Below are 13262 nucleotides of genomic sequence, written 5' to 3' on the forward strand. Positions count from 1 at the left end.
ATTGCGCAGGCGCTATAAAAAGATAGGTAAATGATGCTATAGCAATGGATATTTATACTAATTACCTGCAGTATTGAAGGTATCGGTAGAATTCTAGCAAGGCTAAGTGAGACTAACGTTCTAGGCTGGTGAAGTATAGGCTTTGGCCACTTTTAGGCGTGGTGCTTTGGGAGCTGGCTTGATCTTACGTAGCCTCCAAATCACAAACCCGGAAACGGCCAATATACCAGGCAGCATCCCGAAGAAGCTATAAAGTAATTTTACCCAAATGCCGGCATAATCACCGAAGTGTATCGGTTTAGAAATAGTAAGGAGGCGCTGATGCCACGGCTGGTCACGCAACATATTTACGCTTTTTACTTCACCTGTGGTTAAGTCTACCTGAATGTTGCTATAGGTACGCCCGTAATAGGCAGGATCATTCTGGTGCCTGCCTAGAACAGAAAGCGTGCCGCCGGCAAAGCGCAGGTAATTCACTTTAAATTCCGGATAGTCTGCTTTTACCTGACGAATTACTTCATCCACAGAAACAACGGCCGGCTTAACCTCGGCAACAGCACTTGAAGCCGGAGATAGCGCATACTCTACAATCGTGTAGGCAATCCAGGTACCGGTTATACTTATAAAGAGGTTAAAGACCAAGCTCCACACCCCTACTACTCTGTGCAGGCTGGAAAAGAACGACCTTCTGCTTTTGAAAGAAACGAGTTGCCTAAAGGAAAGCACTTTAAGTATGGACTTGCGGTAAAGCAGGAAACCGGTTATGGTAAGTACGATCAGGGCTAGACCACCCAGCAACACGATAATTTTACCCGGTGTGCCCGACAACAGGTTATAATGCAGGTCCAGAAGTACGTGCACCAGTCGTTTGTCGGCACGATCTACGGTAGCTAAAGTCTCCCCTGTTTCGGGGTGCACAAAAAGCCACTTGCGGCTACTGCCCTTACGTATCTCATACTTCAGCGCTTGATTTGAATTTTCAGGTAGCTCTGGCACCCTAATATCGCTTTCCGGATTAGCCTGCCTGATACGCTCAAAAGAATTATCGATCTTAAGCTCGGAAGCCGGAGAGGTTAAAGAGGAAAGCTGTTTAAACTGTACGTGGTCGATGTCGTGGTGAAACACCAGTACTGAACCAGTTAGACTAGAGATAAGCAGGAAAAGTCCGGCCACAAGGCCTAGCCAATGATGAATGGAATACGTTTTTTTTGCCCGCTTCTTCAAGTCTTTATACTTTTCGGCTTTTTAAACCTGTTACTTTTTTATCAGCTATCTCTACCTGCACAAGATGACCGGTTAGCAAATCTAAGTGTAAAACAGATAAGCTCAAACACTATCTGGAATTAATCTAAATAAATTTACTAAATAATCTCATCTGCTATTAATTACCTGCCCTTGTACTTCTGCTTAAAAATTATTCGCACCGGACAAATGTCCTTTCGGGGCTGTAGCAGTATGCCTTACCTTTGTAGCATGCAAGAGCACCTACTAACCGAATACAGGGCAGCTATAACGCGCTACATGCAAACTCATGAGCACCTGCTTGAGAAGTACGGCATAAACTGCGTGCAGTACGAACCTCAGCACCAGTTGCTGAAGCAGGATGCACAACCTCATAGTCTATTTATACTTCAGACAGGATTGGTAAAGGTAGTGCGCACTACATCGCTGGGGCAGGCTTATTCGCTGGGTATTTTCGACAGAGGAGAGGTTTTAGGAGATGTGGAAGCCATCATGGAGATGCCCCACTTTGGAACTGTAGAGACTGTTACCAACTGCACCCTCTGGAAAATGGCGCCGCAACAGTTCCTGAAAATGCTATCACAGGAGCCAGAGTTCAACTTGCTCATCCACCGTAATGTCATCTCCAAACTGCTGAACACCTCCCATAAAGCCGCCATTCAGAGTACCAATAAGCTGTTTTACTCGCTGATGGTCGTGCTCCGAGAGTTCTCAAAACTTAACGAACTACAAATATCAAAGGCATTGTTGGCGGAGGCACTGGGCACCTCTACCCGCAACCTGAACAGGCTACTGGCGCAACTAGAAGAGGAACAGATCATAAATACACAGCAAACCATCATTAAAGAAATAAACCTGCAGTTGCTGCAGCACAAAATACATGCATACGAAAACACAATACAGTAAAACCAGTTTCGAAATTAAAGGCTGGGAACGTGAAGAGCACTTCCACTTTTTCAGGGCATTTACGCAGCCGTTCTTTAACGTGCACACCGAAGTAGATATAACAAACCTCTATCACTATGCTAAAAAGGAAAAGCTATCAGTATTTCTGGCTTACCTGCATGCTGCCACCGAAGGCGTACGCGCTACCGAAAACTTTCTGTTGAGGCTTGAAGGTGATGAGGTTGTAAAGTATGAGGCTGTAGACATTTCCACCACCGTACTGAAGGACAACAAAACAGTATCTTTTGTGCACCTGACGCACCACACCGATCTCCATACTTTTTGCAACGAGGCCTCTGAAATTATAGCAGAAGTAAAAAAGAGCAACAGGCTGTTCTACGGCTATAATGGCCCAGACCTGGTACATGCCACTACCCTGCCCTGGTTCACGCTAAAAGGTATGGAGCACGCACACATTGATCAACCAGACGACTCTATTCCGAAGCTGGCGTTCGGCAAACTGGAGTTTAAAGAGGATAGGGTTATACTTCCAGTAAGCGTGCGGGTACATCATGCTCTAGTAGATGGCTACCATATACACCTGTTCCTGGAGCATATGAAGGCAAGTATAAATAGCCTGGGTAAAATATAAATTAGCCCTTGAGTGCTTAGTGCTTTCTTAGCGGTTTTAGTTTTACCGCCAAGATCGCAAAGGATTCCGCAAGGGACGCAAAGTCCTTCAAAAGTAAGTACTGCCAACAAAAACGCCGCCCTCCTGCAAAACAGAAAGGCGGCGTTTATACTTTATACTTTGTATTATCTACTACTCTACAGAGCTAACCTCTGCTGTACGCTCAATCTTCTTCACAAGCCCCTGCAGCACTTTGCCTGGTCCGCACTCAATAAAATGCGTAGCGCCATTTGCCACCATCTGCTGCACCGACTGCGTCCAGCGAACAGGTGCTGTCAACTGCTTTATCAGGTTATCTTTAATTTCCTGAGGGTCGGTGTGAGGCTTTGCGTCTACGTTCTGATAGATTGGGCAAATGCCTTGGCTAAACGTAGTTTCGTTAATCGCTTTTGCCAGTTCTTCTTCGGCAGGCTTCATCAGCGGAGAGTGGAACGCGCCTCCAACCGGAAGCGGCAAGGCACGCTTAGCACCGGCTTCTTTCATCTTCTCACAGGCAATTTCGATGCCTTTGTTAGATCCGGAAATAACCAGCTGGCCAGGGCAATTATAATTAGCTGCCACTACTACTTCATCAATAGAAGCACATACCTCCTCTACTTTATCATCCTCTAGGCCAAGTATAGCTGCCATCGTAGATGGGTTTGCCTCGCAGGCTGCCTGCATGGCCAAAGCACGCTTAGATACTAAACGCAAGCCATCTTCAAAACTTAAAACTTTGCTGGCAACCAAAGCCGAAAATTCGCCTAATGAGTGCCCTGCCACCATATCAGGAGCAAAATCTTTAGCTACGGTAGCTTGCGCCACAGAGTGCAGGAAAATGGCAGGTTGTGTAACTTTCGTCTGCTTCAGCTCCTCATCGGTGCCATTAAACATGATCTCGGTGATGTTGAAACCAAGGATCTCATTTGCTTTATCAAACAACTGGCGTGCCTCCTCGTGCTGCTCATACAAGTCCTTGCCCATGCCCACAAACTGAGAACCCTGTCCCGGGAAAACGTATGCTTTCTTCATTTTTATATTTTATTGTTAATTGCTCGATGTTGACTTTAAAAGTTGAATTCCTACATTGTTAAATGGTCTCGCTTGGATGGGTGTATCTAAAGAGCTACCCTTTTCATTATCCGTCCCCAACAACAATTCAGTATTCAACAATTAAACTACCCTACAAACCTTGCCCGCTGTGCAGGGCTTGGCAGCATGCAGCTGTCGGTGCGGCCTGCGATCTTGTAGCGGTGTTTTGCTATAAAGCGGTACACAAAATTGCGGAAAGATAAAGGAATAAACCGGAAATAGTAAAGTATGGAAAACGGAAAATTAAGGTGCCGGGCAATGCGAAGTGCTGCATCTGACTCAGAATAGAGGTTACCACCCTCCCAAAACAGCACAGCATCAGGTAATGTGTCAGGCACTTGCGCTTTAGGTACTACAGCCTGTAAAACATCTGACTGCAAGGCCGCAAAGTATAGATCCTGTTGCTGGTTATACTTTAGTACTAACTGCACACTGGCCTGGCAAAAGCCGCAAGAGCCATCGTAAAACACGATGGCTCTTTTGCTTAGCTTTTCAATATTTTCTGTTGTCATTTATCTATTGTACTATCTCTACCCAGCCTTTATACTTTTTGCGAGATTCGGCTGGGTTCCTTGTAAAGAACTCCACCTCTGCCTCGTAGTAGTACACGCCGTCTGTTAAACGGTTACCATCCTTGTCCACGCCGCGCCAGTTAATGAACACGTCGTCGCCGGTAGTAGCTGTTTTCTCAAATACCTGCACGCCCCAGCGGTTGAACACCTTAAATTTCATGCTCTTGATGAAGGCCGCACGTTTATCTGGGCGGAACACATCGTTCAATCCATCGCCGTTCGGGGTGATGATGTTTGGTAAGATAAAGGTAATACAGTTATCGTTGCAAACCTCATTGCTCACCGGACTTTCACGACCCAGCACATCGGTGGCTGTTACTACATAGCACCCGGCAACCGACTGCAAATCGCCATGCGTGAAGGTAGTCTCTTTTGTAGTACCTAGCTTTGTATACTCAGCATCATCGGTCGGTTTGAAGTAAATGGTGTAGAAATCTATCTGATCTGTACAATCGCCTGTGATTTGCGGTACCCAGTTTAGCACGTTCTGGTACGGCGGCTGCGTCGGGTTCTGGCTGAAAACTGCACAGTCCAGTGCCTCAATGCTAAGAACAGGGGCGCACACAATCTTAGGAAGAGTAGCACACACCTGCTGGCTATTGTTTCGCAGCGGTGATGGCACATCTTTGATATCATATGTACCAACTGTTTGTACATAATAGCAGTACTCGGTTCCTCGCTGCAATACTGTGCCGCCAAACGTACCTTTATCAGTATATGTACCACCTGAGGCTGTTGCCGTTACGCTGTCTATTAACGTAAAGGTGCCATTAATCTGGCGGTAAATCAGGTGCTTTTTAGCTTGGTTCATCCAAGGTACACTATAGGTCCAGTCCAGCTTTATCTCTTTCAGGTCTCCAGTGCTCGGCGTTAAAACCAGGAACACACTCGATGCCTCAGTGCTGTCGCGAAGTTCAGTTGGTTGAGCGCCAGGCGTAGGTGCCTGATAAAACTCCAGCCTATATCTGTACGCTTTCTCCAACGTGTTCAAACCTTGGTCAGTAAAAGTGGTGTCAGCCATGTTGCGGGTACGCTTCACCTCCACAAATCCGGTTCCTGTCTGCATGCCTTCTTTGCGTAACAGGCGGTACTCCAGCGGCTGTGTCAGCCTCGACACATCACGTGGCTGTGTCCATTTTACAGTTATAGCACCATTTGTTCGGTCTGTTCTGTCTACTGTAACATTAGTCAGGTATGGAATGTCTTGCTCAATCGTGATACAGGTTTCGTTAGAAGCTAAGCTCTTACCTCTGGCCGGACCAGGGAACTCTGCATAAATGATATAGCAATACTCTGCGCCTGCCTTTAAGCCAGCCCCTTTATTATTGTCTGTATATGAGGTCTCCTTAGCACTTACCTCAGCAATAAGCACATATCCTGTGCTCGCCGGAACCCCAGTCTGGCACACATCAGGCACAAAACCAGAAGCTCCTTCGCGCCGGTAAATGCGTATGGTAGAGGCATTCTGGCAAATGTAAGGGTCCCAGGTTATTGTTACTGTTTTGTTCGAACTGGTTGCAACAAGGTTCTGAGGAGGCGGCCCCACCACTGTTATATTCCATGGCTGCAGGTCTGCCAGGTCAGTTTCGTTTGGCGGACGAATATCCTCTGCTTTAAAAATAACCTGATACGGCCTTTCCCTCACATCGGAGCAAGTGGTAGACCAACTAAAAGCTCCTGTTGCCACACCTGCATTATTTACAGTTTGCCTAAAAGTGGCTGGAGGTATGATACCGCTTGTTGCAGTAAGCGTTATAAAATCTTTATCCGGATCAGTGGCGCGAATAATACCGTTCAGTGTAGTTCCGGCAATAATGCAGGTGTCTTTTGGAGCTAGCTGAGGTGGCCTGTTAGGCGTCTCCTTTACAATAATCTGCATGTCGCGCACCACTTCACCTATCTTAACGGCTCCATTGGCCGAAACACGCCACTCTTCCACCACAAATGCGACGTTGTACTCCCCCTTCACGCAAGGCGAGTCCCATGTAAGCTGCCCGGTAACCACATCGATGGTTAGAAAGGAGGTACCGGTTCCTGAGGCTCTTGAGCAGCCACCACCGTAAAGGCTTGGCAGCACATATCCAGGCACGTTGGTAGGCTCAGCATTAATTCCACCTCTTTGTTGCGGCACCCTTAACTTAAATGCAAGGCTATCACCGTCAGCGTCGTAGGCGCCTGGGTTGTGTACATAAACACGCCCTACAGCAGCCAGATCAACAGGAGCTACAGTAAGAACCGGCGTTGAGTTAAATCCCCGAAGCGGGTTAATGTTTACCGTAGTCGAAATGAAGAAAGTAACCTGATCTGAAGGAGGAGCAATATTCAGGATACTCGGATTACGGTTTATACCCGTCCAGGATACTTTATAGGTACCTGGCGAGCCGAACGTATACTCCCACCTGTAAAGCGCCAGCGTAACCTGATCAGAGGGGTCGCCTACCGGAGTTTCAGGTCCCACGCGTGGCACTGTTATCGTGTTACCGTCGCCCATCGAAATTTGCACCGTGGGGTCTTCCGCATTGGAAGGGGTATCGGTGTATATTTTCATGGTAAAGAAAAATCGTAACGGGTTAGGGTTAGGCGTAGTATCCCGTCTGGCAGTGATATCTCCTGCTCTAATGTGCGTGGCCTGTGCTTCTGTAAAAGCTCCTATCAGCAATATCAACACCCACAACAGACCGCCATGCAGCAGATACCTTTTGCGTAAACTGTTTCGCATATAAATTGGGTTTGGCGGTACAATCAGCTATAAAGTAAACTAAAAAAGTTTGTTTTTATTATCAACAAATGGAAGAAAAACAGGTTTACATAATAATGGTTTTTTGTCCTACGCATACCAATTTAGATTGATTCAAAATATTCGGCTAAAATTGTTTTATAATAACACCGCTAGTACCTTTGAGAATTAAAAACGCATCATTAATTAACCTTTAACTAATACAGATGAATTGGTTTACTAAAACGTTTTCCAGTACAATCGGACGCAAGATCATCATGTCGATCACAGGTCTTTTTCTGTGCTCATTCCTGGTGATACACCTGATTGGTAACCTACAGCTTTTTTACACCGATGGCGGTGAGGCGTTCAACGTCTACTCACATTTCATGGGCACAAACCCTATCATCCGCACCATGGAAATTGTTCTGCTGTTAGGCTTCCTTTTCCATATTTATGACGCTATTGTGTTGACACGCCGTAATAAGGCATCTCGTCCGATAGGATACGCAAACAACCGCCCTGAGGAAAACAGCCCTTGGTCTTCCCGTAACATGGGCTTGCTTGGTACGGTTATACTTGTGTTTCTGATCATTCACCTTTGGAATTTCTTTGTACCTGCCCGTTTCGGCGGCCTGGAGCCAATTGTAGTTGACAATGTAGAGTATGATAACCTGTACATTAAAGTTGTGCAGTCGTTCAAGGTTTGGTGGTATGTTCTAATCTATGTATTGGCAATGGTTGCCCTGGCTTACCACCTGATTCACGGATTCCAGAGTGCGTTTCAGACGCTTGGCCTGACGCACAAAAAATATACACCGTTTATCCAGAAGTTCGGTTACGCTTTCTCAATTCTTATTTGCCTTGGGTTTGCTATAATTCCGCTTTACTTCTTCTTTTTCTTCGAGTTATAATTAAACTGAAATAGTTTACTATGATATTAGATTCTAAAATCCCGGAAGGCCCTTTAGCCGATAAATGGGAAAAGCATAAATTTAGCGTAAAGCTGGTAAACCCAGCTAACAAGCGTAAATACGATATTATTGTAGTAGGTACTGGCCTTGCGGGTGCTTCTGCAGCTGCTACTTTTGGCGAACTTGGATATAACGTAAAAGCATTCTGCTTCCAGGATTCTCCTCGCCGTGCGCACTCTATTGCCGCACAGGGTGGTATAAACGCAGCAAAAAATTACCAGAACGACGGTGACTCTATTTTCCGTTTGTTCTATGATACCGTTAAAGGTGGCGACTACCGCGCACGTGAAGCCAATGTTTACCGCCTGGCGCAGGTTTCTGTAAATATCATTGACCAATGCGTGGCACAAGGTGTTCCTTTTGCACGTGAGTATGGTGGCTTACTTGCTAACCGTTCATTTGGTGGTGCACAGGTGTCGCGTACGTTCTATGCCCGTGGCCAAACAGGACAGCAGCTGCTTTTAGGTGCATATTCTGCCCTTAACCGCCAGATTGCTTACGGTAAAGTAAAAATGTACCCACGCACTGAAATGCTTGACTTGGTAATGGTTGATGGCAAGGCACGCGGTATTGTGGTACGTAACCTGATCACAGGTAAAATTGAATCACACAGCGCGCACGCAGTAGTATTGGCAACAGGCGGTTACGGCAACGTGTTCTTCCTTTCTACCAACGCGATGGGCTCTAACGCAACAGCAGCCTGGAGAGCTTACAAGAAAGGTGCTTTGTTCGCTAACCCTTGCTATACTCAGATTCACCCGACGTGTATCCCAGTATCTGGCGAGTATCAGTCTAAGTTAACACTTATGTCTGAGTCGCTTCGTAACGATGGCCGTGTGTGGGTACCTAAGACTGTTGAGATTGCACAAAGACTAAGAAAAGGCGAGATCACGGTTAACGATATCAAAGAAGAAGACCGTGATTATTATCTGGAGCGTAAATACCCAGCCTTTGGTAACCTGGTACCTCGCGACGTGGCATCACGTAACGCTAAACTGGTTTGCGACGAAGGACGTGGCGTAGGTGCATCTGGCCTGGCTGTATACCTTGATTTTGCCGATGCGATCAAACGAGATGGCCAGCCGGCTATTGCTGCCAAATATGGTAACCTGTTTGAGATGTATGCCAAGATCACAGACGAGAACCCGTACGAAAGACCAATGCGTATCTACCCTGCCGTGCACTATACCATGGGTGGCCTTTGGGTAGACTATAACCTGATGACTAACATCCCTGGCTTATACGCTACAGGCGAGTGTAACTTCTCCGATCACGGTGCTAACCGCCTAGGAGCATCTGCCCTAATGCAGGGTCTGGCTGACGGATACTTCGTTATTCCTTATACTATTGGTGACTACCTAGCTAATACACCATACGATAGAGTAAGTACAGATCATCCTGCTTTCAAAGAGGCTGAAGCAGCTGTAGTAGAGAAGAATAACAGACTGCTTAGCATCAACGGCACCCGTACGGTAGATGATTTCCACAAAGCTTTGGGCTTATTGATGTGGGACTACTGCGGTATGGCCCGTAACGCAGAGGGCCTACAGTTTGCTAAACAAGAGATCCGTAAACTACGCGATGAGTTCTGGAGAGATGTGAAGGTAACTGGTGTAAACGAGGAGCTGAACATCACGCTAGAGAAAGCTAACCGTGTTGCCGACTTCTTAGAATTGGGTGAGTTGATGGTTGATGATGCGCTTCACAGAAATGAATCGTGCGGTGGTCACTTCCGTGAAGAATACCAGACGCCGGAGAACGAAGCCCTCCGCGACGATGAGAACTTTGCTTACGTAGCAGCCTGGGAGTTTACAGGCGTTGGCAACGAGCCAGTTCTGCACAAAGAGGAGCTGAAGTTCGAAAATGTGAAGCTAACGCAGCGTAGCTACAAATAATTGATTGTGATAATTAAAAATTAGAAATGAGAAGTTAGAAATGAACAGCGGCACTCTAATAAGTAAAAGCATCATTCTAATAATTTCTAATTCATAATTTATAATTTCTAATTTGAAATAAGATGGCTGGAAGTAATCCAAATGCTAAACCAATGGACCTGACACTAAAGGTTTGGCGCCAAAAAGATAGAAACTCAGCAGGTTCAATGGTTACATATCCTGTGGTAGGCATATCTCCTGATATGTCTTTCCTGGAGATGCTGGACGTTTTGAACGAAGACCTGCTACGTAAAGGCGAAGAGCCAATCGCTTTTGACCACGACTGCCGCGAAGGTATCTGCGGTATGTGTAGCTTGTTCATCAACGGCCGTGCACACGGTCCGGAGAGCGGCACTACTACATGCCAGCTGCACATGCGCCACTTCAAACATGGCGACACCATTACCATCGAGCCATGGAGAGCAGCTGCTTTCCCAGTGCATAAAGATCTTGTAGTAGATCGTTCTGCTTTCGATCGTATTCAGCAGGCTGGTGGCTACATCTCTGTGAATACAGGTGGTGTACCAGATGCAAATGCTATTCCGATTGCTAAGTCTATTGCTGATAAGGCTTTTGACGCTGCTACCTGTATCGGTTGCGGAGCATGTGTGGCAGCCTGTAAAAACGCTTCTGCTATGCTGTTTGTGTCTGCTAAGGTATCTCAGCTTGCTATGTTGCCGCAAGGTAAGACAGAGCGTAAGACACGTGTAGAGAACATGGTGGCTCAGATGGATATCGAAGGCTTCGGTGCTTGTACTAACATCGGATCTTGCGCAGCAGAGTGTCCGGTAGGTATTTCTTTGGAGAACATTGCTATACTTAGAAGAGAGTATATCTCGGCTACAGCAACCTCAGAGAACCTCGTATAAGCAACATACACTATTTAGGAAAGGCGAGGCGGCTACGGCACCTCGCCTTTTTCTTTTACCATATATCAAGTATACTTGCACCAAGTATAACCTTAACCTCGATTCTGTGTTAAGGGAATATAAAAATTAACACGTATAATGATCACATTAATATCAGGCACTAACCGGCCTGCATCAAACTCTAGGGCTGTGGTAAACATGTATGCTGAATTGCTGGATGCCCGAAATGTCAGTTACCAGATACTTGATCTGGCTGATCTACCCGCTGATTTCACCACTTCTGCTTTGTACGATAACGTAGGAAAGAACGAAGCTTTTAACAAACTGAGCAGCCTGATCTCTGGTTCTGATAAATTTGTATTTGTGGTGCCAGAGTATAACTCATCTTTCCCTGGAGTGCTGAAGGCATTTATCGACGGTTTGGCTTATCCGAATACTTTTAAAGATAAGAAGGGAGCCTTGATCGGTATCTCTTCAGGCATGCAAGGCAGTGGCTTATCGTTGAGCCACCTTACAGATATACTTAATTACCTAGGTATGTATATTATGCCCATGAAGCCAAAGTTTGCCCACATTGAAAAGAACTTTGACGGCACCAAGCTTACTAACAAGCTTTACCAGGAGTTACTGGAGCAGCACGTAGACCAGATAACCAAGTTTTAAAAATAACATCAAGTATAAAAGAGAAAGGGCCGCATCATCTGCGGCCCTTTCTCTTTTATACTTCAAGATTCCTTAGTCAACGTTATCGTGCAGGAAACGATTATCGCCAAGAATCTCATTGTCATCGTTCAGGTTGAAGCGAGAGATATTACGCTCAGAAGAGTGCGACACTTTCTCTAGCGACACGTTGCGGCGCAGGTAAGCAGGCACATCCAGCTTCTCTTTAATAGCCTCAGATGTAATCTCAGAGCTTAACATGCGCAGGCGCTCACGACGCTCTTCAGCACGACGCTGCATCAGCTCACGCTCTTCAGCTATTCTATCTGCTTCTTTGGCAGCACGGTCTTCGTCTCTTGATACAGAGCTAAAGAAATCGTTTTGCGAGTTAGCATCCAGTGTATAAATAGTACGCTGAGGCTGTGGTTGCTCTACCGGCTTACGCATAGGCTGCTGATCAAACAACGGCTGCTGTGGAGCAGGAGCCGGAGCAGGTGCTGGCGACTGCGCCTGAGGCGCTGGAGTTGGAGCAACAACCGGCTTAGCTACAAAGGCAGCTACTTCTGGCGTTTCTACTTTAGCAGGCTCAGCTACTTCAATTTTTTTTTGGCTCTCCAGATCAAATACCGTCTTCTTTGGCTCCATGATGTTGTCAGCGTTGCTAGCGAAACCAGTCGCGATAACAGTTACACGAATGCTCTGACCCAGCGAAGAGTCGATACCATGACCGAAGATAACTTCAGCCTCCTGGCCTGCTTTGTCCTGGATGTATTCTGTGATCTCGGTTAACTCGTCCATCTCCAGCTCAGCCTGCTCACCAGACATGATAGAAAGAAGGATTTTCTGAGCACCATGGATATCCGTGTTGTTTAACAATGGAGAAGAAAGCGCCTCCTCAGCAGCACGTAGTGCACGGCCTTCGCCCTCTGTTGTCGCAGAACCCATCACTGCAGCGCCAGAGTCTTTCATAACCGTTTTCACGTCTTCAAAGTCCACGTTCACCTCAGCAGTAACTGTGATGATTTCTGCGATAGACTTGGCAGCTGTTGTTAAAACGTTGTCAGCTTTAGCGAAAGCCTCACGAATGGTCAGGTTACCGAACATCTCGCGCAGCTTATCATTCAGGATTACAAGTATAGTATCGCAGTTCTCGCTAAGTTCTTTTACACCGTTTTCGGCAGCCAGCTTCTTCTTCTTACCTTCGAAAGCAAAAGGAGCTGTAACAATACCTACTGTTAGTATACCCAGTTCTTTGGCTACTTTAGCAATAACCGGAGCAGCACCTGTACCGGTACCACCACCCATACCGGCTGTAATAAATACCATTTTGGTGTCGGAGCTTAGCATTTCGCGGATTTCCTCCTTGCTCTCCAGAGCGGCGTGTTTGCCTTTCTCAGGGTTAGCACCAGCTCCAAGACCTTCGGTCAGGTTTTGCCCGATGGCAAGTTTGGTAGGAACGCTGCTGCTCTTAAGGGCTTGTGCATCGGTGTTACATATAATAAACTCGACATCTTTGATGCCTTGGCTATACATGTGGTTAACAGCGTTGCTTCCACCGCCCCCGACGCCAATCACCTTGATGATGGACTTACTGCTAGAAGGTAAGTCAAAAGTGTACATTGAAGTCATGCTAAAATCTCCTGCTCTA

11 protein-coding genes are annotated in these 13262 nt (G+C 46.4%); 6 read left to right on the top strand and 5 right to left on the bottom strand.

Annotation, left to right across the window (positions count from 1 at the left end; translation table 11 throughout):
- Window positions 1-120 precede the first annotated feature (120 nt).
- Complete coding sequence (locus H8S84_RS17110) at window positions 121-1224, bottom strand: PepSY-associated TM helix domain-containing protein (protein ID WP_187068586.1); 1104 nt, start codon at window positions 1222-1224, stop codon at window positions 121-123.
- 249 nt (window positions 1225-1473) lie between these two features.
- On the opposite strand from H8S84_RS17110, the gene H8S84_RS17115 reads away from it, so the two are divergent.
- Both H8S84_RS17115 and H8S84_RS17120 read left to right on the top strand, forming a co-directional pair.
- Complete coding sequence (locus tag H8S84_RS17115; RefSeq protein WP_187068587.1) at window positions 1474-2148, top strand: Crp/Fnr family transcriptional regulator; 675 nt, start codon at window positions 1474-1476, stop codon at window positions 2146-2148.
- The gene (locus H8S84_RS17120) at window positions 2123-2779 is read left to right on the top strand and encodes a CatA-like O-acetyltransferase (protein ID WP_187068588.1); all 657 of its coding nucleotides are present in this window, start codon (window positions 2123-2125) and stop codon (window positions 2777-2779) included. Before H8S84_RS17115 ends, H8S84_RS17120 begins: the two co-directional genes overlap by 26 nt.
- Window positions 2780-2950: 171 nt before the next feature.
- Here the strand turns inward: H8S84_RS17120 and fabD are convergent, their stop codons facing one another.
- The 3 genes from fabD to H8S84_RS17135 all read right to left on the bottom strand — a co-directional run bounded on the left by fabD (window position 2951) and on the right by H8S84_RS17135 (window position 7180).
- Window positions 2951-3829, bottom strand: a complete 879-nt coding sequence (gene fabD, locus H8S84_RS17125; protein ID WP_187068589.1) for an ACP S-malonyltransferase — start codon at window positions 3827-3829, stop codon at window positions 2951-2953.
- Window positions 3830-3975: 146 nt separating this feature from the next.
- A complete protein-coding gene (locus H8S84_RS17130) occupies window positions 3976-4401 on the bottom strand; it encodes a thiol-disulfide oxidoreductase DCC family protein (RefSeq protein ID WP_187068590.1) in 426 nt (141 codons plus the stop codon).
- Window positions 4402-4405: 4 nt separating this feature from the next.
- Window positions 4406-7180 carry a T9SS type B sorting domain-containing protein gene (locus H8S84_RS17135; protein ID WP_230407232.1) on the bottom strand — a complete coding sequence of 925 codons (2775 nt, stop codon included), beginning with the start codon at window positions 7178-7180 and terminating at the stop codon, window positions 4406-4408.
- Window positions 7181-7404: 224 nt separating this feature from the next.
- On the opposite strand from H8S84_RS17135, the gene H8S84_RS17140 reads away from it, so the two are divergent.
- From H8S84_RS17140 to H8S84_RS17155, 4 genes are all read left to right on the top strand, one after another.
- The gene (locus H8S84_RS17140; RefSeq protein ID WP_187068591.1) at window positions 7405-8091 is read left to right on the top strand and encodes a succinate dehydrogenase cytochrome b subunit; all 687 of its coding nucleotides are present in this window, start codon (window positions 7405-7407) and stop codon (window positions 8089-8091) included.
- A 20-nt stretch (window positions 8092-8111) separates the two neighbouring features.
- On the top strand, window positions 8112-10046 hold the full coding sequence (locus tag H8S84_RS17145; RefSeq protein ID WP_187068592.1) for a fumarate reductase/succinate dehydrogenase flavoprotein subunit: 1935 nt from the start codon (window positions 8112-8114) through the stop codon (window positions 10044-10046).
- 152 nt (window positions 10047-10198) lie between these two features.
- Window positions 10199-10954: a succinate dehydrogenase/fumarate reductase iron-sulfur subunit gene (locus tag H8S84_RS17150; protein WP_187068697.1), complete on the top strand. Its 756-nt coding sequence runs from the start codon at window positions 10199-10201 to the stop codon at window positions 10952-10954.
- A gap of 138 nt (window positions 10955-11092) precedes the next feature.
- Window positions 11093-11617 carry an NADPH-dependent FMN reductase gene (locus H8S84_RS17155; RefSeq protein ID WP_187068593.1) on the top strand — a complete coding sequence of 175 codons (525 nt, stop codon included), beginning with the start codon at window positions 11093-11095 and terminating at the stop codon, window positions 11615-11617.
- A 72-nt stretch (window positions 11618-11689) separates the two neighbouring features.
- Here H8S84_RS17155 and ftsZ read toward each other — a convergent pair whose 3' ends face one another.
- The gene (gene ftsZ / locus H8S84_RS17160; protein WP_187068594.1) at window positions 11690-13243 is read right to left on the bottom strand and encodes a cell division protein FtsZ; all 1554 of its coding nucleotides are present in this window, start codon (window positions 13241-13243) and stop codon (window positions 11690-11692) included.
- Between the last annotated feature and the right edge of the window lie 19 nt (window positions 13244-13262).

Origin of the sequence: Pontibacter cellulosilyticus, assembly GCF_014306105.1 — a bacterium.
GTDB lineage: Bacteria > Bacteroidota > Bacteroidia > Cytophagales > Hymenobacteraceae > Pontibacter > Pontibacter cellulosilyticus.

Excerpts from the sequence above, each read along its gene's own strand:
- H8S84_RS17115 (WP_187068587.1), top strand. The coding sequence starts at position 1,474 with ATGCAAGAGCACCTACTAACCGAATACAGGGCAGCTATAACGCGCTAC.
- H8S84_RS17120 (WP_187068588.1), top strand. The coding sequence starts at position 2,123 with ATGCATACGAAAACACAATACAGTAAAACCAGTTTCGAAATTAAAGGC.
- fabD (WP_187068589.1), bottom strand. The coding sequence starts at position 3,829 with ATGAAGAAAGCATACGTTTTCCCGGGACAGGGTTCTCAGTTTGTGGGC.
- H8S84_RS17130 (WP_187068590.1), bottom strand. The coding sequence starts at position 4,401 with ATGACAACAGAAAATATTGAAAAGCTAAGCAAAAGAGCCATCGTGTTT.
- H8S84_RS17135 (WP_230407232.1), bottom strand. The coding sequence starts at position 7,180 with ATGCGAAACAGTTTACGCAAAAGGTATCTGCTGCATGGCGGTCTGTTG.
- H8S84_RS17140 (WP_187068591.1), top strand. The coding sequence starts at position 7,405 with ATGAATTGGTTTACTAAAACGTTTTCCAGTACAATCGGACGCAAGATC.
- H8S84_RS17145 (WP_187068592.1), top strand. The coding sequence starts at position 8,112 with ATGATATTAGATTCTAAAATCCCGGAAGGCCCTTTAGCCGATAAATGG.
- H8S84_RS17150 (WP_187068697.1), top strand. The coding sequence starts at position 10,199 with ATGGACCTGACACTAAAGGTTTGGCGCCAAAAAGATAGAAACTCAGCA.
- H8S84_RS17155 (WP_187068593.1), top strand. The coding sequence starts at position 11,093 with ATGATCACATTAATATCAGGCACTAACCGGCCTGCATCAAACTCTAGG.
- ftsZ (WP_187068594.1), bottom strand. The coding sequence starts at position 13,243 with ATGACTTCAATGTACACTTTTGACTTACCTTCTAGCAGTAAGTCCATC.